Below are 22,354 nucleotides of genomic sequence, written 5' to 3' on the forward strand. Positions count from 1 at the left end.
CCATGCCGTTCGTTCGCCTCGCGCTGCTGCTGTTTGTCGCCTTCCCCGCCGTTGCGCAGATCCAGACCGAAGCCGGCAGCGCGACGGCCGATGATGGTTCCGCGATGCCCTATGAAATCGGCACGCTGCAGGTGCCGGAAAACCGTGCGCACGCGAAGAGCCGGCGGATCGGCGTTGGCTTCGCGCGGGTCCGGGCGGCGCATCCCACCGGCGCGCCGCCGATCTTCCTGCTCGCGGGTGGGCCGGGCGTGACCATGCTCGACATCGTGCTCGACCACGATGCGGCGGCGCGGCGCCGGGTCAAGGTGTGGCAGCGCTATGCGGAGGTCGCCGATCTGGTGGTGATCGAACAGCGTGGCTATACGCTGCGCGGCGACATGATGGTGCTGCGGACACCGGCGCTGCCGCTGGACCGACCCGGCACGGTAGCGGACGACGTCGCCCTGGTGCGCGACATGGCGCGCCGCGCGGCGCCGGCCTACCCACAGGCCGACCTCGCCGGCTACACCATCGGCGCCATGGCCGACGACGTGGCCGACCTGGCCCATGCGCTGGGCTACACGAAGATCAGCCTGCTGGCGGCAAGCTTCGGCTCGCAATGGGGCCTGGCGGTGATGAAGTCACATCCGGGGCTGGTGGCGCGCGCGGTCATGTCCTCGACCGAGCCGCTGGACCGCGGCTACGACATGCCTTCGGAGGTCTACGCCGTCTACCAGCGCATCGCCTGGGAAGCCGACCGCGATCCTGCGCTGCATCCTTGGATGCCCCCCGGCGGGCTGCTCGCGGCGATCGACGCCACGCGCACCCGGTTACAGAACGCACCGGTCAGCGTGGTGATCGACGCAGAGGGCGGCGGCCGGCAGACCATCATGCTGGGCGTGGAGGACTACCAGGCCGCGCTGCTGTCCGCGGTGCAGCCTGCCGAAGGTTTTCCGCGCTTCGTGCTCGATGTGTACCACCAGCACTACGCCGAATGGGCGCGCGAGGCGGCGAGGGAGCGCGCCGCCGGCGAACGCAGCCTGCTCAACCCGCTGGTCAACATCGGCCTGGACATGAGCGCCGAGCGCAAGGCCCTGTTGCGGCACGATCCGGCGCTGCCGGTGATAGGCGAATGGAACTTCGCCTCGTACCTGCAGACCCGGGACGAATGGCCCACACCCGATGCCGGCGATGCGTTCCGGCAGCCCGTGCAGGACTTCACGCCCATCCTGTTCGTGCAGGGCGACTGGGATGCCTCGACACCGATGGAGAACACGCTGGCGATGCTGCCGTGGTTTCCCCGCGCTCGGATACTCGTGCTGCACCGCGCGCAGCACGGCGGCACCTTCCAGTGGCTGCGTGGGCAACCGGCGCTGGCCGAACTGGCTTACGCCTTCCTGCGCACCGGAAGCCTGGAAGGCTTGCCGAGCCATGCGTCGCTGGACCCGGTCGTCTTCCTGCCGCCTACGGCGACACCGAAATAGCGCGCCTTGCGCTCACGCTATGGGTTCGTGGATCGGGCAGCGGTTGAAGTCCGCGCGAAAGGCGCGCGAGGCGGCCATCACCACGCGGCGGGCGCGGTTGATCGCACCCAACGGACGATGCGCCGCCAGCGCATGCCACGGCGCGAACGCCAGCGCGTCCTCGCGCAGGGACGCATCGTCCCGCCAGGCTGGCTGCGGGCGCACGCGCAGGCGCGCAACGGTGATGTGCGGGCTCTCGGCCTCCGGCCATTCGACGGACGCATCCTCGATGGGCATGCGCGTCGTATCGCGGCATAGCTGAGCGCGCAGCGCCCACTCGACAGGTTCGGCCAGGCCATCGAAGACGGCGGCGATCGCCTCGCGCTGGGCATCGGCATCGCCATCGAGCGTGCGATCGTGCAGGGCCAGCAGGCTTGGGGAAATCGGCGCCAGCGAGAACTTGGCGATGTACGGGCCGTACAGGAACGGCACTTGGGTGAAGTAGGTTTCGCCCAGCGGATGCACCTGCGGCTGCCCGCCGAGTCCCTTGAGCTTGGCGCTCTCGCCGCCCGCCGCTTCCACTGCGCGCTCCATCCCGCGCAACGTGGCCGAGATGACCTGCTTGGTGAGCGGCATGCGCTCGGTGGTCGCCGCGAGCAGCTTGGCCGAGCGCAGGAAACCCTTCACGCCCGGGCTGGTGAAGGCCGGGCCGTTCACCATGAGGAAGTCCTGCGTGTGCGCCTCTTCGGCGCCCATCGCACGAGGACCCTCCACGCCCAGTACCTTGATCGCGATCGCGCGCGGCGTGGACACGCTGTCGGGCAGCTGTTCGGCCGGCGGCGAGGAAAAGCGCACGATGGCCTGGTATTGGCCGGACCGGGCGAACAGGCCCTGCGCGAGTTCCGGCGGCAGGCCATCCTCGACCTGGAGCTCGGCTTCGAGCAACGCGTGGCCCTTGGCGTGCACCGCGCGATGCGCGCGGCCCTCGCGTTCGGCCACGGTGTGCGCCATCCGCACGAAGACCGATTCGAGCTCGGCGATCTGCGCGGCCTCTTCCGGCTCCAGCTGTTCCAGGTCGGGGCGGTACGGAATGGGCGGGGCGTAGGCGTTCATCGGGCGAACTCGCGAGGGGTGCGCCCACCCTCGGGCATCGCCCATCAGGATGACGTGCACGCCGCATCAGCGCGGCGTGCAGCCCCTGCCGGGCAGGCCGCCCCGGCGAGCCGGGACGGCGTCGTCGGCCGCCGATTACTCCTTCACGAAGCGCAGCGTCATGCGGTCGCTTTCGCCGATGGCCTGGTACTTCGCATCGTCGGCGGCATCGTGCTGGTTGGTCGGCGGCAGGGTCCACACGCCACCCGGGTAATCCTTGGTGTCGCGCGGATTGGCGTTGAGGTCGCTCTTGGCGGCGAGCTTGAAGCCCGCCGCTTCGGCCATCGCGATCACCTGCTGCTGGCCCACGTAGCCGCTCTTGTCATCGGCCGGCACGTCGGCCTTGGCGCGATGCTCCACGACGCCCAGCACCCCGCCCGGCTTGAGCACCGCGTGGAACGCCTTGAACATGTTCTCGGCCTGGCCGGCGCTGCGCCAGTTGTGCACGTTGCGGAACGTCACCACCAGGTCGGCCGAGTTGGCCGGGCCGAGCACGGGGGCGGTCGGGTCGTAGCCGACGATGCTGGCCTTGGCGTAATGCGCCGGGTCGGCATCGAACTTCTTCTGCAAGCCATCGCGCTGGCGCTGCTGGTAATCACGGCCACGGCCTTCGGCGACCTTCATCGGGTCCACGACCGCGGCGATGTAGTGCCCCTTGGCCTGCAGGTACGGCGCCAGGATTTCCGAGTACCAGCCGCTGCCGGGGGTGATCTCGATCACCGTCTGGTCGGGGCGGATGCCGAAGAAGGCCAAGGTCTGGCCGGGATGGCGATAGACATCCCGCTTGACGTTGGCCGCGTCGCGCCAACTGCCGTTGATCGCGGCCTGCAGGCCGGCATCCGGCGCGGGCAGGGTGGCGGTGTCGGCCGGCTTGAAGGCCTGCGCGGCGGGCAGCGCGAAGGCGAGCGACAGCGCGAGCGTACCGACGGCCATGTACTTATGAGCAGACATGCGATTGACCTCCCAGGGCAAAGTGCGCCGAGCCTAGCACGCGCCCGCGACACGCCGCCGCACCGCTTTGCGTTTCCGAAACACTGCATGCATGCGCATGTCACACCCCGGCTGGGCGGGGGCGTCTATGCTGTGGCGCCAGATCCCGCGGAGCCATTGCCATGATCTCCCCACGTCCCCTCGGCCGCTCCGGCCTGCAGGCCCAGCCGATCGCATTCGGCGGCAACGTGTTCGGCTGGAGCGCCGACGAGCGCGCCTCGTTCGCGCTGCTCGATGCCTTCGTCGAAGCCGGCTTCAACCTGATCGATACCGCCGATGCGTACTCGGCCTGGGTGCCGGGCAACCACGGCGGCGAATCGGAAACCATCATCGGCCGCTGGCTCAAGCACAGCAGCAAGCGCGACAAGGTGTTGATCGCCACCAAGGTCGCCAAGTGGAAGGAGCGCCCGGGCCTGTCGCCGGAGAACATCGCCGCGGCCGTGGAAGATTCGCTGCGTCGTCTGCAGACGGATGTGATCGACCTGTACCAGGCGCACGAGGACGACGAGTCCACGCCGCTGGAAGCCACGCTGGCGGCGTTCGGCCGGTTGATCGAGCAGGGCAAGGTGCGCGCGATCGGCGCGTCGAACTACAGCGCCGCGCGCCTGCGCGACGCGCTGGGCGTGTCGCAGCAGTACCACCTGCCGCGTTACGAGACGCTGCAGCCGGAATATAACCTCTACGACCGCGCCGGCTACGAACGCGAGCTGGCGCCGGTCGTGGCCGAGCATGGGTTGGGCGTGATCAGCTATTACTCGCTGGCCAGCGGCTTCCTGACCGGCAAGTACCGCACCGCGGCGGACGCGGACAAGAGCAGCGCGCGCGGGCAAGCGGTGGTGAAGCAGTACCTCAACGCGCGCGGCCTGCGCATTCTCGCCACGCTGGACGACATCGCCGCCAAGCATTCGGCCACGCCCACGCAGGTATCGCTGGCCTGGCTCATCGCCCAGCCGGGCATCGCCGCACCGATCGCCAGCGCGACCTCCGTGGAGCAGCTCAAGGATCTGCTGGCGGCGGCGCGGTTGTCGTTGTCGGCCGAGGAACTGGCGCAGCTGGACAAGGCGAGCGCGGAGGACGCGGGCTGAGCCCCGCGCCGCTCACGCCTCGAAAGGCGTCTCCCCGAGCGACTGCGCCAGGTAATCCAGGAACGAGGTGATGCGCGCCGACACCGCCGTGTTGCGGTAGTACACGGCGTTGATCGGCTGGCGCATGTCCAGCGTCTGCTCGGCCAGCACCTGCACCAGCTGGCCGCTCGCGCGATCGCTGGCGGTCATGAAATCCGACAGGCAGGTGATGCCGGTGCCAGCGCGCGCCAGATGCAGCAGCGTCTCGCCACTGGCGGCGGCGACATGCGGCTCGACGGTGACTGGCTCGCCGCCCGCGTCGGCCAGCGGCCAACGCTTCAGCGACTCCGGTTGGCGGAAGCCGATCAGCGTGTGCTCGCGCAGCAGCGCGTCCACGTTCCCCGGCGTGCCGTGCCGGGCGAGATAGTCCGGGCTGGCCAGTACGCGCAGGCGGCTGCGGCCCACCGGCCGCGCGTGCAGTGAGGAATCGCCGAGCGGACCGATGCGGAAGGCCAGGTCGGTGCGCCGCTCCACCAGGTCGATGTTGCGCTCGTTGCCGTTGAGCTCCAGCTGCACGTCGGGATAGAGCGCCCGATAGCCGGGCACGCGCGGCACGATCACGTGCAGCAGGAACGAGGTGGCTGCGTCCACGCGCAACCGCCCCGCCGGGCGTTCGCGCCGCGCGGCCATCTGCTCCTCGGCCGCCTCCACCGCCGATACGATCGCCCGCGCCTGCGCCAGGAACGCCTCGCCCTCCTCGGTGAGGCGCAACCGGCGCGTGGTGCGGGTCAGCAACGTGACACCGAGCTTTTCCTCCAGCCGCCCCAGCGCACGGCTCACCGCCGACACCGTCTGCTGGAGCGCCTCGGCGGCCGCCGTAATCGAGCCGGTGTCGATCACCGCCAGGAAGGCCTGCATCTCGTCCAGGGTCGTCTTCATGAGCCGATTATTGCGCGAAGGGAAAGAGTATTTCGTCCATCAGCGGCTTTTTGCGCAAGAGTCGGGCGCGCAGACTGCCCGCCTTTCCTCCCACGGAGTGGCCTTCCATGTCACGCGGCATTCCCCTCGCCTTGCTGGCGCTCACCTTGGGCGCGTTCGCCATCGGCACGACCGAGTTCGTGATCGTCGGCCTCATCCCCACCATCGCCACCGACCTGGGGGTCAGCCTGCCCTCGGCCGGCCTGCTGGTCAGCCTCTATGCCCTGGGCGTGGCGGTCGGCGCGCCGGTGCTGACGGCGCTCACCGGCCGCGTGCCGCGCAAGGCCCTGCTGGTGGGCCTGATGGTGTTGTTCACGCTCGGCAACCTGGTGGCCTGGATGGCGCCGGGCTATGGGTCGCTGATCGTGGCGCGCGTGCTCACCGGCCTGGCGCACGGCGTGTTCTTCTCCATCGGCTCGATCATCGCCACCTCGGTGGTGCCCAAGGAGAAGGCTGCCAGTGCGATCGCGATCATGTTCACCGGCCTGACCGTGGCGCTGGTGACCGGCGTGCCGCTGGGCACGTTCATCGGCCAGCACCTGGGTTGGCGCGCGACCTTCCTGGCGGTGGCCGGCCTGGGCGTGGTGGCCCTGCTCGGCAGCCTGCTGTTCGTGCCGCGCGACGTCCACCACAGCGAGCCGGCGACCTTCCGCCAGCAGCTGGGCGTGTTGGCGCAGCCGCGCTTGCTGCTGGTCTACGCGATGACCGCGCTGGGGTACGGCGGCACCTTTCTCGCCTTCACCTTCCTGGCGCCGATCCTGCAGGAGGTCAGCGGATGGTCGGCCGATGCGGTAAGCGCGGTGCTGCTGCTCTACGGCGTGTCGGTGGCGATCGGCAACCTGTGGGGCGGCCGGCTGGCCGACCGCCGCGGCCCGGTGCCGGCGTTGAAGATCGTCTTCGCCCTGCTCGCCCTCGTGCTGCTGGTGCTGGCCTTCACCGTGCAGCATCACTGGCTGGTGCTGGTGACGGTGATGGCCTGGGGCGCGCTGGCCTTCGGCAACGTGCCCGGGCTGCAGGTCTACGTGGTCAAGCAGGCGCAGCGCTTCGCGCCCCGCGCCACCGATGTGGCCTCGGGCCTGAACATCGCGGCGTTCAACCTGGGCATCGCGCTGGGCGCTTCGGTGGGCGGGCTGGTGGTCGAACACCTGGGCCTGCGCCATACGCCGTGGATCGGCGCGCTGGTGGTGCTCGGCGCGCTCGGCCTGACAGTACTGAGCGGGCGGCTGGACCGCCGCGACGGTGTCGCCGAGCGCACCGAGGGCATCGTCGCCCCCGCCCATTGAGCCCATCGCAACAAAGCATCCCGCGCGCGCCCGGGCCACCCGCGCCCGTGCGCCCTTAACCTCTCCCTTTCCCCGCAAGGAGCTCTCCATGACCGTCCCCGCACTCGGCCTGGGCACTTTCCGCCTCAAGGGCCAGACCGTCATCGACTCGGTGCGCGACGCGCTCGATGTCGGCTACCGCGCCATCGATACCGCGCAGATCTACGACAACGAGGCCGAGATCGGCCAGGCGATCGCGCAGTCCGGCGTGGCCCGCGACGACCTCTACCTGACCACCAAGATCTGGATCAGCCAGTTCAAGCGCGACGCGCTGGTGCCGAGCCTGCGCGAGAGCCTGCGCAAACTGCGCACCGACCGCGTCGACCTCACGCTGATCCACTGGCCCTCGCCGAACGACGAAGTGCCGATGGCCGAGTATCTCGGCGCGCTGGCCGAGGCCAAGGCGCAGGGCCTGACCCGCGAGATCGGCATTTCCAACTTCACCATCGACCTCACCCGCCAGGCCATCGAGGTGCTCGGCGCCGGCGCGATCGCCACCAACCAGGTCGAGATCAGCCCCTACCTGCAGAACCGCAAGCTCGCCGATTACCTGCGCGGCCAGGGCATCCACGCCACCTCGTACATGACGCTGGCCTATGGCGAGGTGCTGAAGGACCCGGTGCTGCTGGCCATCGCGCAGCGCCACGGCGCCACGCCAGCCCAGGTGGCGTTGGCCTGGGCATTGAAGCTGGGCTATTCGGTGATTCCCTCCTCGACCCGCCGCGCGAACCTGGAAAGCAACCTCGGCGCGCTCACGCTGCAGCTCGACGAGGCCGACCTGGCGCAGATCGCCACGCTCGACCGCGGCCACCGCCTGGCCAACCCGCAGGGCATCGCGCCGCACTGGGACTGAATGCGCAAACGCGGGCATCAGCACTGGCGGCCCACGGACCGGGCTGCTAGGGTGGATTGCAAGGGGGGTGGTTCTCGCAACGGAGTCCTGCCCATGCAACGCACCACGCTGCAGACCTCATCGCGGGCGCTCGAACCGGGCGCCATCGCCTGTGCCTTCATCGACGTCGAAGGCGAGCTGGCGTACTGGCGGCAATGCCATGCGCTGGGCCACCTCGGCCCGCACGCCTTCGACGCCTATGCCGCGCTGCTCAAGCTCGGCTACGACATCTACCTTGGCCATCCGCGGGCACGCGAGGCGCATCTGTACGAGGTGCTGCACGATGCCTACCAGCGCCAGGTGGACCCGCCGCCGCTGACCTGGGACGAAACCCGCTGGCTGGTGCGCCGCGCGTGGCAGCGGATGAGCTACAGCAGCTGAGGGCGCTTCATTCGCCCGGCGATTTCACCGCCAGCCGATGCTTGCCCGCCAGGGCGAGCATGCCCTGCAGCGTGGCACCGATCAGCGCGGCATAGCGCAGCCGCCAGAACTGCGCGCGGGTAGCCACGTCGCCCGCGCCATCCAGGGCATCGAGCACTTCCGGCAGGCGGCGGTCGGCGAAGGCGGCGCGATCCATGTAGGGATTGGACGGTTCGATCACGTCCACCGGCGCGCGCCACGCATCGGCAACCGACTCGGCGATGCCGGCCACGCAGGACAGCTGGTGCATCCCGGCCTGCGTCTCATGCAGCATCTCGCGGCAAGCCCAGTCCCATAGCGCGGCCTTGTCGGCCTCGGCGAGGGTGTCGAGGGCCTCTTCCACCTGTTGTACGCGGGCGTCGAACATCGGCCTGTTCCTGCATGCTGCTTTGCAGCATAGTGCGCCGTGAGAAGTGAGCGCCAGGTGACGTCTCGGCGCAGTGGGGTGAACGCGGTCATGCTGACTTCCCTCACATGCGCCCGCGCCGGGCCGGGAGGAAGCTGCGGCCTGACCTACCCCGAGACTGCCGACATGAAGCGTCAGCGCCTGCCATGGATCGCCCTGCTCGCCCTGTGCATGACCGGCATCGCCGTCGCCGAACCGGCCCGTCCCCGTCTGTCTTCGCAGCAGTGCGAGTTCACCACCCCTTACGACCTGCGCGTGGCCGACGACGGCGTGTGGCTGGCCCGCGAGACCGGGCTGCCGCGCGAGGTGCATATCCACGACGGCGCGATCGCCATCGACCAGCGCACCCAGGTCGTCAGCGACGAGGACGCGCGGCGGCTGCGGCGCATCGAGGCGATGACGCGCGAGCTGGTGCCGGCGGTGGCCGATATCGCCCGCGAGGCCGTGAACATCGCCTTCGATGCGCTGGGCGGCGTGGTGGAGATCATGAGCGGCGACAAGGCCAAGGCGCGCGACGTGGAGCGCGTGCGTCGGCAGGCACTGGCGCAGGTGGACGAGTCGCTCGGCAAGGGCCGCTGGGACCAGCGCGCGTTCGACGAGAAGTTCGAGGCCAACGTCGAGCGGGCCGCCGAGGACATGGCCGGCACCTTGACCCGCAGCGTGCTGTGGGCGGCGTTCACCGGGCGCGCCAGCGAGATCGACCGGCGCGCCGAGGCGATGGAAAAGGACCTCGACGCGCGCATGGACGCCCGCGGCAAGCGGCTCGAAGCGCGAGCGCAAGCGCTGTGCGACCAGATCACCGCGCTGCATGGCGTGCAGCAGCAACTTGACCTGCGCTACCGAGGCCAGCCGCTCCAGCTGCTGGTGCCCAAGACGGCCGACGACCACGACGCGCAGGTCGCCGCCGCCACCCAGTAGAAGCGGCTAGCCCGCCAGCCAGCGCCGCAGCGCGTCGGTCACCGCCTGCGGCTGCTCCAGCGGGGAAAGGTGGCCGCACTCGGGCACCTCCACCCGTTCGGCCTGCGGCATCAACGCGGCCATTTCGTGGTGCAGCGCGGGTGGGGTGATGGCGTCCTCGGCCCCCCACAACACCAGGGCCGGCCCGTGCCAGGCACGCAGCACCTCACTGCCATCCGGCCGGGCGAGCAGGCTCTGGCGCGCAAAGACCTGCGCGCCCAGCCGCGCGGTCATCGCGCGAATGTATTCCAGCAGCGCGTGGTCATGCAGGTGCGCCGGCGCGACGTAGCTTCGCATCAGCTTCTCGCCAAAACCATGGAAGGTACCGGGCACCGCCGCGCCGCGCGCGAGGGCTTGGCGTTGCGCGCTGCGGGCGGGTGTATCGGCGCGCGTGGACGTATCGAGCAAGGCCAGGCGTTCCACGCGCTCCGGCGCCACGCGCAGGATCTGCTGGGCGACATAGCCGCCGAGCGAGAACCCGGCCAGGGCGAAGCGCGGGGGCGCAGCGTCGAGTACGGCATCGGCCACGGCCGCCAGCGTCTGGCCGGTGGTGAGGTCGCCCACGTGGCAGCGCACGGTCGGTGAGAGGGCGTAGATCTGCGCGGCCCACAACGCCTCATCGTTGAGCAGGCCGGGCAGCAGCAGCAGGTCGGTGGAGGCGGCGCTCATGCACCGCGCCGCCAGGAACGGCTTTCAGGCGGGGGAGGAAGATGCGACATGCCCGCGATTGTCACGGGGCCGGCGCGCAGCGTCCATGCTCAATCCTGGTCGGGTTCCCGCAACGCCTCATGGGCGGTTTCGGATTCCAGCAGCGCGCGGATCTGTAGCAAGGACAAACCCAGCCGCCGCGCGCGGCGCACCTGCAGCAGGCGCGCCAGGTCCTCCTGGCCATAGCGGCGGTGTCCCGTGGGGGTGCGCTGCGAAGGCGGGAGCAGGCCGAGGGATTCGTAATGGCGGATGCTCTGTGCGTGGCATCCCACGGCACGGGCCAGCTGACCAATCTTCATGGCATCTCCGGTTCCGGAGATGCCATGGTGAAAACGCGTTTGTCGGAAACCCGTCGGACGCGGCGCGCCGACGGGTCCGGCGGATCAGGCCAGCGTCAGGGTGACGTCGATGTTGCCGCGGGTCGCATTGGAGTACGGGCAGACCTGGTGGGCGGCGTCGACCAGCGCCTGCAGCTCCTCGCGCGCCATGCCCGGGACCGAGATCTTCAGCTCCACCGCGAGGCCGAAGCCGCCCGGGATCTGGCCGATACCCACGCTGCCTTCGATGGTCGGCTCGGCCGGCAACTTGATCTTCTCGCGCGCCGAGACCGCCTTCATCGCGCCGATGAAGCAGGCCGAGTAGCCGGCGGCGAACAACTGTTCCGGGTTGGTGCCGTCGCCGCCCGCACCGCCGAGTTCGCGCGGGGTGGAAAGCTTGACGTCCAGCGCGTTGTCGGACGAAACGGCGCGGCCCTCGCGGCCACCCGTGGCGGTAGCGTGGGCGGTGTAGAGGACGGTGGTGGGCGATGCCATGGGACTTCTCCTGGGATGAAGGCGGACGATGCCGCCGATAGTGGACGATTTAATCGTGTACTACTTCATGATTCGGGAAAATCAGCCCGACGCGCGGGCGAGGTTTTCCCTCAACTGGTTGAGGCGGGCGTGCAGCGCCTTGGCCTCGTCGAGACTGCAGGCAACCGCGCAGCCGATCTGCTGCGGAACCTCGGCGGCCTGGGTGCGCAGCGCGCGGCCGGCGTCGGTCAGGCCGATCACCACCTGGCGCTCGTCGGCCGTGTCGCGGCGGCGCGATACCAGGCCGGCCGCCTCCAGGCGCTTGAGCAGCGGGGTGAGCGTGGCCGAATCCAGGAACAGGCGCTCGCCAATCTCCGAGACGGTGCGCTGGTCCTGCTCCCAGAGCACGAGCATCACCAGGTACTGCGGATAGGTGAGTTCAAGCTTCTTGAGCAGGCCGCGGTAGAGCTTGTTCATCGCCAGCTGCGTCGAATACAGGGCGAAGCACAGCTGGTTGTCCAGCTTGAGGCTTTCGGCGGCATCGAAGGGGAGCGGCTTGTCCATGGCCGCTAATTTACATAGCGCGCTATTTAATAGCAAGCGAAATCAGACGATAGACAGCCCTCGTTTATTTTCGAGGGTCAGGCCCGATGGCCCGTCGACAGGTACTCGGCGCTTTGCATCTCGATCAGGCGCGAGGCCGTGCGTTCGAACGCGCCGGCCAGCCGTTGGCCGCTGTAGAGCGAGGGCGGCGCATCGACGGCAGTGCAGACCAGGTTGACGTGGCGGTCGTACAACTCGTCGATCAGGTTGACGAAGCGGCGCGCGGCGTCTTCGTTCATCCGATCGAAATGCGGAATGCCGCCCACCAGCACGGTGTTGAATTCGCGCGCGATCTCGATGTAATCGGCCGTGCCGCGCGGGCCTTCGCACAAGGCCGCGAAATCGAACCACGCGATGCTCTTGCCACGCCCGCGTACCGGAATCTTGCGGCCTTCGATCTGGATGTTGCCGGCCTGCGCGGCATTGCCACCGCTCAGTTCGCTCCAACGCTGCGCCAACCAGGCGTCGGATTGCGCATCGAGCGGCGCGCGATACACCGGCGAGCGGGTCAGCGCGCGCATGCGGTAATCCTCGGTGCCCTCGGCATAGAGCTCGACGCAGAACTTCTGCAGCAACGCGATCGCCGGCAGGAAGCTCTCGCGTTGCAAGCCGTTGGCGTAGAGGTTTTCCGGTGCGGTATTGGAGGTCGTCACCAGGGTGACGCCTTCCGCGAACAGGCGCTCCAGCAGCCGCGCCAGCAGCATCGCATCGCCGATGTCGGTCACGAAGAATTCGTCCAGCACCAGCACGCGCAGGTTCTCGCGCCACTCCTGGGCGATCTTCGCCAGCGGGTCGCTCTGGCCGGCATGCTCGCGCAGGCGCTCGTGCACGCCACGCATGAAGCGGTGGAAGTGCGTGCGGTACTTCTGCTTGATCGGCAGCCCGTCGTAGAACAGGTCGACCAGGAAGGTCTTGCCGCGACCCACGCCGCCCCAGAAGTACAGGCCACGGACCGGCTCGGGCTTCTTCCAGAACGCGGAGAGGCGGTCCAGCCAGCCGTCCTGCGCGCTGTCCAGCAAGGCCTCGTGGATGCGATCCAGTTCGGCCAATGCCGCGTGCTGGGCGGGGTCGTCGTTCCAGTCGCCGCGCGCCACGCCCTCGGCGTAGCGCTGCGACGGGGTCGGTGCCGTCATGTCGCCGCCACCCGCCTCACGCGCCCGCGCCCGGCAGCCAGCGCCGCACGCCGTGCTGGATCGCCCCGCGCAGGTCGATCAGCTTGCGATGGAAAAAGTGGCTCGTGTCCGGCATGCGCACCAGTTCGTGCGGCGCGGACAGTCCGTCGAGCCAGCGATACACCGCCTGCGCGTCGACGATTTCGTCGGCATCGCCCTGGATCACCAGCCACTGCGCCGGCGGCTGCACCCCGTCGAAATCCCAGCCGCGATCAACCGGCGGCGCGATCGACACCAGCACGTGCGGCTGCAGCTCGCCCGCCACGCGCAGCGACACGAAGGCGCCAAAGCTGAAGCCGGCCAACCACAACGCCGCCTGCGGCCGTTGCGCACGCACCCAGGCGGCGACGGCGCGCAGATCTTCCTGCTCGCCCTGGCCATGGTCGAACGTACCGGCGGACCCGCCCACGCCGCGGAAATTGAAGCGCACCACCGTGACGCCCAGTTCGCGCAGCGCGCGCGCGCACATCGTCACGACCTTGTTGTGCATGCTGCCGCCCTCGGTGGAGAGCGGATGGCAGACGATGGCGACGACCGGTAACGGTGCGACATCGCCCTCGGGCAGGTCGAGCGCCACTTCGAGCGGGCCGACGGGGCCGTCCAGCACCACGGTGCCGGATTCGGTGGGGAAGAGGACTTCGGACATGCCCTCATAATAACCGCCCCGCCCGGCTGCCCGACGCATGCCGGCACACCGCATCGTCCCGCCCATGTCCTTTCTCTTGCTCAGCGTGCTCTGCAGCGTCCTGGTATCCGTGCTGCTCAAGCTCGCGCCCCGGCAACGCATCGATGTCGCCCAGGCGATCACCTGGAACTACGCCGTGGCCGGCGCGCTGGCGCTGTGGCTGCTCGATCCTTCGCTCACCGCGCTGCGCGCGCCGCAGACGCCCTGGATCGAATTGCTGTTGCTGGCTATTGCCTTGCCCTCGATCTTTCTCGTGCTGGCGCGCTCGGTGCGCCTGGCCGGCATCGTGCGCAGCGATGTGGCGCAACGGCTGTCGCTGCTGCTCTCGCTGGCTGCGGCGTTCCTGTGGTTCGGCGAAAGCGCCCACCCCGTCAAACTCGCGGGCCTGGCATTGGGCCTGCTGGCCATCGTCGGCATCCTGCACCGGCCCGGCACAGAAGCGACCCAGGCGCGCGGCTGGCCGTGGTTGCTCGCGGTATGGGCCGGCTTCGCGCTGATCGACGTGCTGCTCAAGCGCATCGCCTTGTCGGGCGTCTCGTCACTGAGCTCGCTGACCTTGTGTTTCCTGATCGCCTTCGCGCTGATGCTGCTCGTGCAATGCGTGCGCCGGCTGCGCGGCGACATGCGCTTCGAAGGACGCAGCCTCTCCGCCGGGCTACTGCTGGGCGTGCTGAACTTCGCCAACATCCTGTTCTATGTGCGCGCACACCAGGCATTGCCGGACAGCCCCGCGGTGGTGTTTGCCACCATGAACATCGGCGTGGTCACGTTGGGCGCGCTGGTGGGCATCCTCGCTTTCGGCGAACCGACCAGCCGCTGGAACCGCGCCGGCCTGGCGTTGGCCGTGGTGGCCATCGCGATCATCGCTTTCGCCGCGAAGGGCTGAGCCCCCGTTTCACCCCGCGGCACGAAGGGCTTGACAGGCTTGTTACTCTATAACATTCCTGTCGGGAGTATTCCCTTGAAGCCTGCCGCCCCCCACATGTCTGCCTGGGCTGACCTGTCTGCTGCCGCGCTGTCCGGCCTGTGCCTGCTGCACTGCTTGGCCCTCCCCTTGCTGGCATCGTTGCTGCCCGTGCTGGGGGCCTGGAGCCGGGCCGAGTGGGTGCACGGCGTGTTCGTGCTCCTGGCCGTGCCGCTCAGCCTGCTTGCGCTGGGCCGTACGCACGCGCGCCGCGCCCTGCCACCGAGGATGTGGGCCTTGGCCACCCTCGGCTTGGCCGCCTTGACCGCCGGCGCGCTCGGCTGGCCCGACGCGCGATGGGAAACGCCCATCACCGTGGCGGGCAGCCTTCTGCTCGTCGCCACGCACGCATGGAACCTGCGCCGCGGCCACGCGCACTAGTTCAAGGATCGAAGCCCAGCAGCAGGGGGTCGTGGTCCGAACTGCGCCACGGGCCCTCCACATTGCGTTCGCGGTAGCCGAGCGAATCCTGCTCGTCGGCGTTGATGTGCCACTCCACCGCGCCGCGCAAGGCCGGCACGAAGGCCGGGCTCAGCAATGCATGGTCCAGGCGCCCGGTCTGGCCGTTGTAGACGTAGCTGTAAGGCTGCGGCACGCCGGCTACGGCAAACGCATCCTGCCAACCGCGTGCGTACAGCTCGCGCAGCGGCGCTTCCTGCGCATAGGCGTTGAAGTCCCCCAGCAGCACGGCGCGCTGGGTGCCGCTGCCAGTGGGGTCGGTGCGCAGCCATTCGTCGGTGCGGCGCGCGGTCTCCACGCGCGTCGCGTTCCAGCAGGCCTGGCCGTCGCGCTGGTCGGCGTCGGCACCGGTCGCCTCGCTGCAACCCTTGGACTTGAAGTGATTGGCCACCACGACGAACGGCTTCCCACCGGCCACGCTGCTGAAGGCCTGGGCCAACGGCACGCGGCTATGGTCGACGAACGGGCCACCTTCCAGCGTCACCGGTTTGCCGAGCGGCTTCACCTTGGAGGCGCGGTAGATCAGGCCGACACGAATCGGGTTCGTCCCCGGGCCTTTGCCCGCGTCGACATAGCGCCAGTCGCCGGCCGCGCCCTGGCCGTCATTGAGCGCGTTGACCAGCGTCGCGATGGCCGACTCCGGACCATAGCCGTCGTTCTCCAGCTCCATCAGCGCGGCGACATCGGCACGCAGTGGGCGAATGGTGGCGACCAGCTTGGCCAGCTGCGCCTGGAATTCGCTCGCGGTGCGTGCGCCGCGCAAGGTCGGGAAGCCGCCGCCCTTGCCGTCGCCATTGAAGAAGTTCTCCAGGTTGAACGACGCCACGCGCAGCGCGCCGGGCACCTGCGGCGGCGCCGGGTGCTGCACGGCGGGCGGCGTGAGCGGCGCGGTGACCTGCAGGCGCCAGTTGCCGTCGTCACGACGGTCCACGATGCCTTCCACTGCACTGAACGTGGTGCCGGTACGCAGCGTCGCGTCGGCCGGCAGATAGGCGACCTGGCCGGGATTGCGCTGGCTGCTGCCGTCGTCGAGCACCAGGCGGCGGCGCGCGTTGTCGCGCTCGACTTCGGCGTATCGCGCGCTACCTGGCGCGGCGACTTCGCTCGGTTGCCAGAGGCGCCCCTCGAAGGCGACGACGAGTTCGCCGTTGCGCTCCAGGCCATCGGTGCCGGAGAGCGTCAACGGCGCCACGATGCGCACGTGCTCGCCTTCGAGCGCGCGCCAATCCGCCGGGGCGGCGGCGAGCTCGCGCACCGGCAGCGGCTGCCCGTGCTTCAGCACCTCGATGCGTTCGGCCTTGAGTGTGGTGAGCGCCGCCTGCGCGCCGGCGGGGGTTTCAGCCACCTGTCCTCGCACGCGCACGCGATCGCCGGCGGCCACGCGCGCGTCCACGCCCGGTTGCACGAAAAGTGCGTCGGACGTGGCGTCGTTGCCGTCGCCGCTGTCCTGAAGGAAGAAGCCGCCCAGCGTGGCCCGCCAGTCCGCGGTCACCACGCCTTCCACCATGACGGTCCGCCCTTCGTAGGCACTGCGCGCCTCGCTGCCCTGTACGTTGCCGATCGGCAAGGTCCGAGGCGCGGCCGCGGTCGCCGGCAGCACGGCGCACAGCGCCAGGGTCAGAACGGCCCGCCGCAGTGGCGGCAAGCGGGAAGCCAGGGAAGGCGACATGCGGAAACTCCGTGGAGTGCGACCAAACAAAACGCCGCCCGGGGAGGCGGCGCGGGGGCGTGCACGATACACCGGCCCTATTTCAGATTGCCGACCATCCAGTCGACGGTGGCCTTGACCTGCTCCTCGGTCAGGGCGGGGTTGCCGCCCTTCGGCGGCATGATCCCGCCATCGGGGCCGGTAAAGCCCTCGATCGCGTGCTTGTAGAGCGTGTCCTTGCCCTGCGCGATGCGCTTGTCCCAGTGCGAATGGTCCAGCGTCGGCGCGTTGCCCACGCCGTTGGTGTGACACGCGGTGCACAGATTGTCGAAGATCACCTTGCCATCGGTGGTGCCACCGTAGGCCACCTGCGAGGCGGCCTTGGCCATGGCGGCGGCATGGGCGGCCGCCTGCGCTGCCGCACCGGTACTGCCCGCATACACCGCACCGGCCGGCGCAATGCGCTGCTCGGTGCGTTTGGCCGCGGTCGGGGAGATCTCGTCGGGAATGGCGCGCTGCAGATGGGCGGCAAACAGGATCAGCCCCAGGGTAATCAGCATCAGCAAGCCGATCACCATGGAAAACTTCTTCAGGAACTCGAGATCGTAATTCCGCACGCGCTCACTCCTGGCTGTGGTTCGGGGACCTTCGCTACGCGCCGGAGTATAGGGCCAGTCCGTATTCACTGAAGCCCCCCGGGCCGCGGGCCTTCCTTCGGAGGCGGCCGAGACGAAAAAACGCGGGCGTTTTGCTCTTGCGGGCCAACCGGCGCCAGACTTTTTGCGGCACCGCGGCACGGCGAGTGCGTCGCGGCGCGTTCAGAAAATGAGTATCATTCCCAACTTCCCGCTTCCCGGAATGCCCCTGATGAAGAAGCTGCTGCTGGCCTGCATGGCCTGGTCGTGCCTGTCCCTGTCGGCCCAGGCCCACGAAATCTGGATCGAGCGCGACGGCCAGAGCGGCCCGGTGCGCGTGTACTTCGGCGAGCCGGCCGAAGCCCCCGCCGCGGATACCGAGGACGAACTGGGCCGGCTGAAGCATTTCAAGGTGTTCGGCACCCAGGGCAAGGCAGGCCAGGCCAGCCGCGCGGGCGACCACCTCCTCGCGCCGCTGGCCGCCGCCGGCGACGCGTGGCTGTTCGACGACCAGGTCTTCGAGCCGTGGCAGGGCGAGGACAAGCGCTACGAGGCGGTGAGTTACTACGCGCGCGCGGGCCGGAGCAGCCCGTCGTCTCGTCTGGCATTCGAGCTGGTGCCCACCTCGGCGCACGCCGACAGCTTCACGCTGAAGTTCAACAACAAGCCGCTGGCCAATACCGAGATTACGGTGATCGACCAAGCCCGCGCGCAGACGACCCTGAAGAGCGATGCGCAGGGCCGCGTGGTACTGCCCTCGCTGGCCAAGGGCCGCTACATCGTGGTGGCCGCGCACAAGGAGCCGGTGCAGAAGCAGATCGCCGGCCAGCAGGTCGCGACGATGCACCACATCAGCACGCTGACCTTCGCGGTCGAGTAAAAGCGCCACCGTGCCTCGCAACAGCGTCCCCCTCCGCTGGTACCAACGCCCCTGGCTGGGCGTGCTTTCGCGCACCGGCGCGGCGATCTTCGGCGGCTACGCGCTGGCCAGTGCCAGCGCCGTGCTGTTGGCACGCCTGCTGCCAACGCCGAGCCAGGCCGTGCTGACCGGCTTGATGGTCGGCATCCTGGTGTGCGCCTGCGCGGCGCTATGGGCGTTCGCCGCCGCCAGCGCGTGGCGCGCATGGGCGGGCATCGTGATCCCGGCCGCCGTGTTGTTCGGCGGGGCGTTCCTGCTTGGACCGGGGGCGGCATGAAACAGGGCTTTCGCCAGTCGATGGCCTGGCTGCATACCTGGACGGGCCTGTTGGTAGGCTGGCTGTTGCTGCTCATCTTCATGGGCGGCACCAGCAGCTACTACAAGCAGGAAATCAGCCGCTGGATGCGCCCGGAGTTGCCCACTACGCACGTGGACAGTGCGACCGCGCTGGCCAGCGCCGAGCGCTTCCTGCGCCACCACGCGGCTGACGCCGTGAGCTGGAACATCACCCTGCCGGATGCGCGCACCCAGGCCATCGAGATGTACTGGATGAACCCGCCTGCGCCGGAGGGCGCGCCGGCGCGGCGGCCCTACGGCCAGGCCACGGTGGATCCGCGCAGCGGCGAAACCGTGGCCGCGCGCGAGACCCGCGGCGGCGAGTTCCTGTATCGCCTGCATTTCGACCTGCACTACATCCCGGTGGTGTGGGCGCGCTACATCGTGGGCTTCTGCGCGATGTTCATGCTGGTGGCGATCATCACCGGCGTGATCACCCACAAGAAGATATTCAAGGATTTCTTCACCTTCCGCCCGGGCAAGGGGCAGCGCTCGTGGTTGGATTTCCATAACGTCAGCGCGGTGCTGGCGCTGCCGTACCACGCGATGATCACCTACACCGGCATCGTGACACTGGTCTTCATGTACCTGCCGTGGGCGATCAGTGCGCGCTATCCCGGCAACGAGATGCAGTACTACGCCGAAGCGGCCAACCGCATCCAGGACGCCGGCCCGGCCGCGGGCACGCCGGCCACGATGCTGCCGTTGAAGGAATTGCTGGCGCGCGCGGCGACCGAATGGCCCGGCGTGGACATCGGCACCGTCTCTGTCGCCAACCCGGGCGATGCACACGCCACCGTGGATTTCGGCGCCCGTCCGGATGCGCTCTCCAGCATCGCACCTTCCCTGCGCTACGACGCGGTGAGCGGGCGGCTGCTGGAACGCAGCGCACCGCCGGGCGCGGCGACGCAGACCTTCGGCACGCTGTACGGCCTGCACATGGCGCGTTTCGCCGACCCCGCGCTGCGCCTGCTGTTCTTCGGCTGCGGCCTGCTCGGCTGCCTGATGGTCGCCAGCGGCGCGGTGCTGTGGGCGCAGAAAGAGCGGCCCAAGCATCTCAAGGCCGGACGCATCGGCTTCGGCTTGCGCCTGGTGGATTCGCTCAACATCGGCGCGGTGGCCGGCCTGCCGATCGCCTTCGCGGCGTATTTCTGGGGCAACCGCTTGCTGCCCGTGGGCATCGACGGTCGCGCCGAGCTGGAACAGAACGTGTTCTTCTGGGCGTGGGCCGCCGCGCTGCTGGCCGCGTTCGTATGGCCCAGGCGCGTGATGTGGGCGTGGCAGCTTTACGTGGGCGCGGCGATGTTCGTCGGCACTCCCGTGGTCAACGCGCTCACGACGGGCATCCACCTGGGCGTGACGATTCCTGCCGGGTTGTGGTCATTGGCCGGCGTGGACCTGGTCTGCCTGGGCCTGGGCCTTTGCCTGGCCGTGGCGGCGCGGCGCGTGCAGCGCTGGCAGCCGCCGCTGCCGGCCTCGCAACGCAAGGCGCGGCCGCAACCGGCGGCGGCGAAGGACGTGCCTCGCGTGGAAGAAAGCGCGTGAGCGTCTGGCTGGCCATCGCGCTCGCTTTCTCGGGGTTCGTCGCGCTATGGCGCGGCATGGAACATCCTGCGCACGTGCCGCCGGGACAGGCCGGGGTCTCGCCGCGTCAGCGGAGCCAGTTGCGCATGGCCGGCTGGGTGCTGCTCATCCTGTCGTTCGCGCTGTGCGTGACCGTGCGCGGCGGCGCGATCGGCCCGGTGCTTTGGCTGGGCAGCCTGACCGCCTCGGCGGTGCTGCTCGTGTTCGGCCTGCTGCCGTATCGTCCGCGCGCGATCAAGCCGCTGGCCTGGGGCGCACCCGTGCTCGCCCTGCTGCTCTGGGGCGTGCTGGGCTGAGCCCTGCTCAAACCGCCTGCGCGCCGACCGCGCGCAGGCAGAACGTACAGATCGCCTCGACCAAGCGTTCGCCGTCGCGCGGACTGCCACGGCTGGGCGCGATGGGACCCACCAGCGCCTCCGTATAGGCACCGACCAGGCAAGCGGCGGAAGCGTCCAGGTCCTGCGTCGGCAGTTCGCCGCTGGCGATGCCCTGAGCGAGCAGGTCGCGGAACACCTCGCCCAGCAGACGGCGGGCACGGATGCGCTCGGCATCGACCTCGGCTTCAACCGGCTCGGCGATGAAGGCCCAAGCCAGTCCCGGGCCGGCCAGCGCGCGGCGCACGAACGTCTCCACCGCCCGGTGCAGGCGGCGGCAGACCGGGACAGGTTCGGCCGCGATGGCTCGCAGGATGGCGATCTCGTTCTCTACCGCAGCGCTGAGAACTTCCACGAACAGGTCGGCTTTGGAAGGGAAGTGCCGATAGATCTGACCGGTGGACACCCCCGCCGCCGCGGCTACGGCGGTGATCGGCGCGTTGCGGTAGCCGCCCTCGGCGACCAGCCGGCGAGCGGCCTGCAGGATGCGCTGGCGGTTGCCGGCCAGGCGTTCTTCCATGAGGGCGGAGCGTTTGTAGACCATCGGGCGTGTTCTGGCTCAAAAATTGAATTTCGATTCACTTCTTTGTCGGGACGGGCTAGTCTGGCGCCGCACCTACCCGCCGGTGGGTGTCTCCCCTCTCGCCAGGAGCTTCACCATGCACGTGCCGTCGCTGAATTTCGACCTGGGCGAGGACATCGACCTCCTGCGCGAAAGCGTCGCCGCCTTTGCCGCACGCGAGATCGCGCCCATCGCGGCATCGGTCGACCACGACAACGCCTATCCGGCCCCGCTCTGGCGCCGGCTGGGCGAGCAGGGGCTGCTCGGCCTTACCGTCGAGGAAGAGTATGGCGGCAGCGGCATGGGATATCTCGCCCATGTGGTGGCCATGGAGGAAATCTCCCGCGCGTCCGGCGCCATCGGGCTGTCCTACGGGGCCCACTCCAACCTGTGCGTCAACCAGTTGCGCAAGAACGGTACGCCCGCGCAGAAGAAAAAGTACCTGCCAAAGCTGTGCAGCGGCGAGCATGTCGGCGCGCTGGCCATGAGCGAGCCCGGAGCCGGCTCGGACGTCGTGTCGATGAAGCTACGCGCCGAACGGCGGGGCGATCGCTTCGTGCTCAACGGCAACAAGATGTGGATCACCAACGGGCCGGACGCCGACGTGCTGGTGGTATACGCCAAGACCGACCCGGAAGCCGGCGCGCGCGGCATCACGGCCTTCCTGATCGAGAAGGGCATGCCAGGGTTCTCCACGGCGCAGAAGCTCGACAAGCTCGGCATGCGCGGCTCCAACACCTGCGAGCTGGTGTTCGCCGATTGCGAGGTGCCGGCGGAGAACGTGCTGGGCGAAGTCGGCGGCGGCGTGCGGGTGCTGATGTCCGGCCTGGATTACGAGCGCGTGGTGCTCTCCGGCGGGCCGCTGGGCCTGATGTCGGCGGCGATGGACGTGGTATTGCCATACGTGCACGAGCGCCGCCAGTTCGGCGAGCCGATCGGCACGTTCCAGCTCATCCAGGCCAAGATCGCGGACATGTACGTGGGGCTCAATGCGTGCCGCGCCTACGTGTACGCGGTGGCCCGCGCCTGCGACCAGGGCCGCACCACGCGGCAGGATGCGGCCGGTGCGATCCTCTATGCGGCCGAGAAGGCGACCTGGCTGACCGGGCAAGCCATCCAGGTTCTCGGCGGCAACGGCTACGTCAACGAATATCCAACCGGCCGGCTGTGGCGTGATGCGAAGCTGTACGAGATTGGCGCGGGCACCTCGGAGATCCGGCGGATGCTGATCGGGCGCGAGCTGTTCGAGAAGACGCGATAGGCACGCCGGTCATCGCGGCGCAAGCCACTC

General features: G+C 69.2%; 26 protein-coding genes. 13 read left to right on the top strand and 13 right to left on the bottom strand.

The window, feature by feature from the left end:
* The first annotated feature begins 2 nt into the window (after positions 1-2).
* Positions 3-1,463, top strand: coding sequence for an alpha/beta hydrolase (locus P6166_RS00580; RefSeq protein WP_277762598.1), 1,461 nt, complete (start codon positions 3-5; stop codon positions 1,461-1,463).
* Between the two features lie 12 nt (positions 1,464-1,475).
* On the opposite strand, the gene P6166_RS00585 is transcribed toward P6166_RS00580, so the two are convergent.
* Both P6166_RS00585 and P6166_RS00590 read right to left on the bottom strand, forming a co-directional pair.
* On the bottom strand, positions 1,476-2,555 hold the full coding sequence (locus P6166_RS00585; protein WP_277762599.1) for a catalase family protein: 1,080 nt from the start codon (positions 2,553-2,555) through the stop codon (positions 1,476-1,478).
* A 135-nt stretch (positions 2,556-2,690) separates the two neighbouring features.
* On the bottom strand, positions 2,691-3,545 hold the full coding sequence (locus P6166_RS00590; protein ID WP_277762600.1) for a methyltransferase: 855 nt from the start codon (positions 3,543-3,545) through the stop codon (positions 2,691-2,693).
* Between the two features lie 161 nt (positions 3,546-3,706).
* On the opposite strand from P6166_RS00590, the gene P6166_RS00595 reads away from it, so the two are divergent.
* A complete protein-coding gene (locus tag P6166_RS00595; protein ID WP_277762601.1) occupies positions 3,707-4,669 on the top strand; it encodes an aldo/keto reductase in 963 nt (320 codons plus the stop codon).
* A 12-nt stretch (positions 4,670-4,681) separates the two neighbouring features.
* Here the strand turns inward: P6166_RS00595 and P6166_RS00600 are convergent, their stop codons facing one another.
* On the bottom strand, positions 4,682-5,587 hold the full coding sequence (locus tag P6166_RS00600) for a LysR family transcriptional regulator (RefSeq protein ID WP_277762602.1): 906 nt from the start codon (positions 5,585-5,587) through the stop codon (positions 4,682-4,684).
* 107 nt (positions 5,588-5,694) lie between these two features.
* Here P6166_RS00600 and P6166_RS00605 point away from each other — a divergent pair, with 107 nt between their 5' ends.
* From P6166_RS00605 to P6166_RS00615, 3 genes are all read left to right on the top strand, one after another.
* Positions 5,695-6,909: an MFS transporter gene (locus P6166_RS00605; RefSeq protein WP_277762603.1), complete on the top strand. Its 1,215-nt coding sequence runs from the start codon at positions 5,695-5,697 to the stop codon at positions 6,907-6,909.
* Positions 6,910-6,997: 88 nt separating this feature from the next.
* Positions 6,998-7,801, top strand: a complete 804-nt coding sequence (gene dkgB, locus P6166_RS00610) for a 2,5-didehydrogluconate reductase DkgB (RefSeq protein WP_277762604.1) — start codon at positions 6,998-7,000, stop codon at positions 7,799-7,801.
* Positions 7,802-7,894: 93 nt separating this feature from the next.
* Entirely contained in the window at positions 7,895-8,221 is a 327-nt protein-coding gene (locus P6166_RS00615) for a hypothetical protein (protein ID WP_277762605.1), read from the top strand.
* 7 nt (positions 8,222-8,228) lie between these two features.
* Here the strand turns inward: P6166_RS00615 and P6166_RS00620 are convergent, their stop codons facing one another.
* Positions 8,229-8,627 (bottom strand): hypothetical protein, encoded by a 399-nt coding sequence (locus P6166_RS00620; RefSeq protein WP_277762606.1) that lies wholly within the window; start codon positions 8,625-8,627, stop codon positions 8,229-8,231.
* A 165-nt stretch (positions 8,628-8,792) separates the two neighbouring features.
* On the opposite strand from P6166_RS00620, the gene P6166_RS00625 reads away from it, so the two are divergent.
* The gene (locus P6166_RS00625; RefSeq protein WP_277762607.1) at positions 8,793-9,584 is read left to right on the top strand and encodes a DUF2884 family protein; all 792 of its coding nucleotides are present in this window, start codon (positions 8,793-8,795) and stop codon (positions 9,582-9,584) included.
* A gap of 6 nt (positions 9,585-9,590) precedes the next feature.
* Here the strand turns inward: P6166_RS00625 and P6166_RS00630 are convergent, their stop codons facing one another.
* From P6166_RS00630 to P6166_RS00655, 6 genes are all read right to left on the bottom strand, one after another.
* Positions 9,591-10,292 (bottom strand): alpha/beta fold hydrolase, encoded by a 702-nt coding sequence (locus P6166_RS00630; protein WP_277762608.1) that lies wholly within the window; start codon positions 10,290-10,292, stop codon positions 9,591-9,593.
* Between the two features lie 89 nt (positions 10,293-10,381).
* Positions 10,382-10,630: a MerR family transcriptional regulator gene (locus P6166_RS00635; RefSeq protein ID WP_277762609.1), complete on the bottom strand. Its 249-nt coding sequence runs from the start codon at positions 10,628-10,630 to the stop codon at positions 10,382-10,384.
* Positions 10,631-10,714: 84 nt separating this feature from the next.
* The gene (locus P6166_RS00640; protein ID WP_277762610.1) at positions 10,715-11,143 is read right to left on the bottom strand and encodes an organic hydroperoxide resistance protein; all 429 of its coding nucleotides are present in this window, start codon (positions 11,141-11,143) and stop codon (positions 10,715-10,717) included.
* A gap of 81 nt (positions 11,144-11,224) precedes the next feature.
* Positions 11,225-11,686: a MarR family transcriptional regulator gene (locus tag P6166_RS00645; protein WP_277762611.1), complete on the bottom strand. Its 462-nt coding sequence runs from the start codon at positions 11,684-11,686 to the stop codon at positions 11,225-11,227.
* 77 nt (positions 11,687-11,763) lie between these two features.
* Positions 11,764-12,858, bottom strand: coding sequence for a cell division protein ZapE (gene zapE / locus P6166_RS00650; protein ID WP_277762612.1), 1,095 nt, complete (start codon positions 12,856-12,858; stop codon positions 11,764-11,766).
* Between the two features lie 16 nt (positions 12,859-12,874).
* A complete protein-coding gene (locus P6166_RS00655) occupies positions 12,875-13,543 on the bottom strand; it encodes an alpha/beta hydrolase (RefSeq protein WP_277762613.1) in 669 nt (222 codons plus the stop codon).
* Positions 13,544-13,607: 64 nt separating this feature from the next.
* Here P6166_RS00655 and P6166_RS00660 point away from each other — a divergent pair, with 64 nt between their 5' ends.
* Positions 13,608-14,468, top strand: coding sequence for an EamA family transporter (locus tag P6166_RS00660; RefSeq protein WP_277762614.1), 861 nt, complete (start codon positions 13,608-13,610; stop codon positions 14,466-14,468).
* 96 nt (positions 14,469-14,564) lie between these two features.
* Complete coding sequence (locus P6166_RS00665) at positions 14,565-14,927, top strand: MerC family mercury resistance protein (protein ID WP_277762615.1); 363 nt, start codon at positions 14,565-14,567, stop codon at positions 14,925-14,927.
* 1 nt (position 14,928) lies between these two features.
* Here P6166_RS00665 and P6166_RS00670 read toward each other — a convergent pair whose 3' ends face one another.
* Positions 14,929-16,674, bottom strand: coding sequence for an ExeM/NucH family extracellular endonuclease (locus P6166_RS00670; RefSeq protein WP_277762616.1), 1,746 nt, complete (start codon positions 16,672-16,674; stop codon positions 14,929-14,931).
* A 77-nt stretch (positions 16,675-16,751) separates the two neighbouring features.
* Positions 16,752-17,270: a c-type cytochrome gene (locus P6166_RS00675; RefSeq protein WP_277762617.1), complete on the bottom strand. Its 519-nt coding sequence runs from the start codon at positions 17,268-17,270 to the stop codon at positions 16,752-16,754.
* 250 nt (positions 17,271-17,520) lie between these two features.
* Here P6166_RS00675 and P6166_RS00680 point away from each other — a divergent pair, with 250 nt between their 5' ends.
* From P6166_RS00680 to P6166_RS00695, 4 genes are read left to right on the top strand one after another with little or no spacing between them, the layout of a single operon-like run.
* Complete coding sequence (locus P6166_RS00680) at positions 17,521-18,168, top strand: DUF4198 domain-containing protein (RefSeq protein ID WP_277762618.1); 648 nt, start codon at positions 17,521-17,523, stop codon at positions 18,166-18,168.
* Between the two features lie 10 nt (positions 18,169-18,178).
* Positions 18,179-18,484 carry a DUF3649 domain-containing protein gene (locus P6166_RS00685; protein WP_277762619.1) on the top strand — a complete coding sequence of 102 codons (306 nt, stop codon included), beginning with the start codon at positions 18,179-18,181 and terminating at the stop codon, positions 18,482-18,484.
* Entirely contained in the window at positions 18,481-20,088 is a 1,608-nt protein-coding gene (locus P6166_RS00690) for a PepSY-associated TM helix domain-containing protein (RefSeq protein ID WP_277762620.1), read from the top strand. The genes P6166_RS00685 and P6166_RS00690 overlap by 4 nt, the downstream gene beginning before the upstream one ends.
* Positions 20,085-20,423: a DUF3325 domain-containing protein gene (locus P6166_RS00695; RefSeq protein WP_277762621.1), complete on the top strand. Its 339-nt coding sequence runs from the start codon at positions 20,085-20,087 to the stop codon at positions 20,421-20,423. The genes P6166_RS00690 and P6166_RS00695 overlap by 4 nt, the downstream gene beginning before the upstream one ends.
* Positions 20,424-20,430: 7 nt before the next feature.
* Here P6166_RS00695 and P6166_RS00700 read toward each other — a convergent pair whose 3' ends face one another.
* On the bottom strand, positions 20,431-21,045 hold the full coding sequence (locus P6166_RS00700) for a TetR/AcrR family transcriptional regulator (RefSeq protein ID WP_277762622.1): 615 nt from the start codon (positions 21,043-21,045) through the stop codon (positions 20,431-20,433).
* A gap of 115 nt (positions 21,046-21,160) precedes the next feature.
* Between P6166_RS00700 and P6166_RS00705 the strand changes: the two genes are divergently transcribed.
* Positions 21,161-22,324, top strand: a complete 1,164-nt coding sequence (locus P6166_RS00705; protein ID WP_277762623.1) for an isovaleryl-CoA dehydrogenase — start codon at positions 21,161-21,163, stop codon at positions 22,322-22,324.
* Positions 22,325-22,354 lie beyond the last annotated feature (30 nt).

It is taken from the genome of Stenotrophomonas sp. HITSZ_GD (assembly GCF_029543105.1).
Taxonomy (GTDB): domain Bacteria; phylum Pseudomonadota; class Gammaproteobacteria; order Xanthomonadales; family Xanthomonadaceae; genus Stenotrophomonas_A.

Coding starts and splice junctions, on each gene's coding strand:
- P6166_RS00700 (WP_277762622.1), bottom strand. CDS start 21,045: ATGGTCTACAAACGCTCCGCCCTCATGGAAGAACGCCTGGCCGGCAAC.
- P6166_RS00705 (WP_277762623.1), top strand. CDS start 21,161: ATGCACGTGCCGTCGCTGAATTTCGACCTGGGCGAGGACATCGACCTC.
- P6166_RS00660 (WP_277762614.1), top strand. CDS start 13,608: ATGTCCTTTCTCTTGCTCAGCGTGCTCTGCAGCGTCCTGGTATCCGTG.
- P6166_RS00620 (WP_277762606.1), bottom strand. CDS start 8,627: ATGTTCGACGCCCGCGTACAACAGGTGGAAGAGGCCCTCGACACCCTC.
- P6166_RS00580 (WP_277762598.1), top strand. CDS start 3: ATGCCGTTCGTTCGCCTCGCGCTGCTGCTGTTTGTCGCCTTCCCCGCC.
- P6166_RS00585 (WP_277762599.1), bottom strand. CDS start 2,555: ATGAACGCCTACGCCCCGCCCATTCCGTACCGCCCCGACCTGGAACAG.
- P6166_RS00670 (WP_277762616.1), bottom strand. CDS start 16,674: ATGTCGCCTTCCCTGGCTTCCCGCTTGCCGCCACTGCGGCGGGCCGTT.
- dkgB (WP_277762604.1), top strand. CDS start 6,998: ATGACCGTCCCCGCACTCGGCCTGGGCACTTTCCGCCTCAAGGGCCAG.
- P6166_RS00595 (WP_277762601.1), top strand. CDS start 3,707: ATGATCTCCCCACGTCCCCTCGGCCGCTCCGGCCTGCAGGCCCAGCCG.
- P6166_RS00655 (WP_277762613.1), bottom strand. CDS start 13,543: ATGTCCGAAGTCCTCTTCCCCACCGAATCCGGCACCGTGGTGCTGGAC.
- P6166_RS00640 (WP_277762610.1), bottom strand. CDS start 11,143: ATGGCATCGCCCACCACCGTCCTCTACACCGCCCACGCTACCGCCACG.
- zapE (WP_277762612.1), bottom strand. CDS start 12,858: ATGACGGCACCGACCCCGTCGCAGCGCTACGCCGAGGGCGTGGCGCGC.
- P6166_RS00590 (WP_277762600.1), bottom strand. CDS start 3,545: ATGTCTGCTCATAAGTACATGGCCGTCGGTACGCTCGCGCTGTCGCTC.
- P6166_RS00625 (WP_277762607.1), top strand. CDS start 8,793: ATGAAGCGTCAGCGCCTGCCATGGATCGCCCTGCTCGCCCTGTGCATG.
- P6166_RS00645 (WP_277762611.1), bottom strand. CDS start 11,686: ATGGACAAGCCGCTCCCCTTCGATGCCGCCGAAAGCCTCAAGCTGGAC.
- P6166_RS00635 (WP_277762609.1), bottom strand. CDS start 10,630: ATGAAGATTGGTCAGCTGGCCCGTGCCGTGGGATGCCACGCACAGAGC.
- P6166_RS00600 (WP_277762602.1), bottom strand. CDS start 5,587: ATGAAGACGACCCTGGACGAGATGCAGGCCTTCCTGGCGGTGATCGAC.
- P6166_RS00690 (WP_277762620.1), top strand. CDS start 18,481: ATGAAACAGGGCTTTCGCCAGTCGATGGCCTGGCTGCATACCTGGACG.
- P6166_RS00665 (WP_277762615.1), top strand. CDS start 14,565: ATGTCTGCCTGGGCTGACCTGTCTGCTGCCGCGCTGTCCGGCCTGTGC.
- P6166_RS00630 (WP_277762608.1), bottom strand. CDS start 10,292: ATGAGCGCCGCCTCCACCGACCTGCTGCTGCTGCCCGGCCTGCTCAAC.
- P6166_RS00615 (WP_277762605.1), top strand. CDS start 7,895: ATGCAACGCACCACGCTGCAGACCTCATCGCGGGCGCTCGAACCGGGC.
- P6166_RS00680 (WP_277762618.1), top strand. CDS start 17,521: ATGAAGAAGCTGCTGCTGGCCTGCATGGCCTGGTCGTGCCTGTCCCTG.
- P6166_RS00605 (WP_277762603.1), top strand. CDS start 5,695: ATGTCACGCGGCATTCCCCTCGCCTTGCTGGCGCTCACCTTGGGCGCG.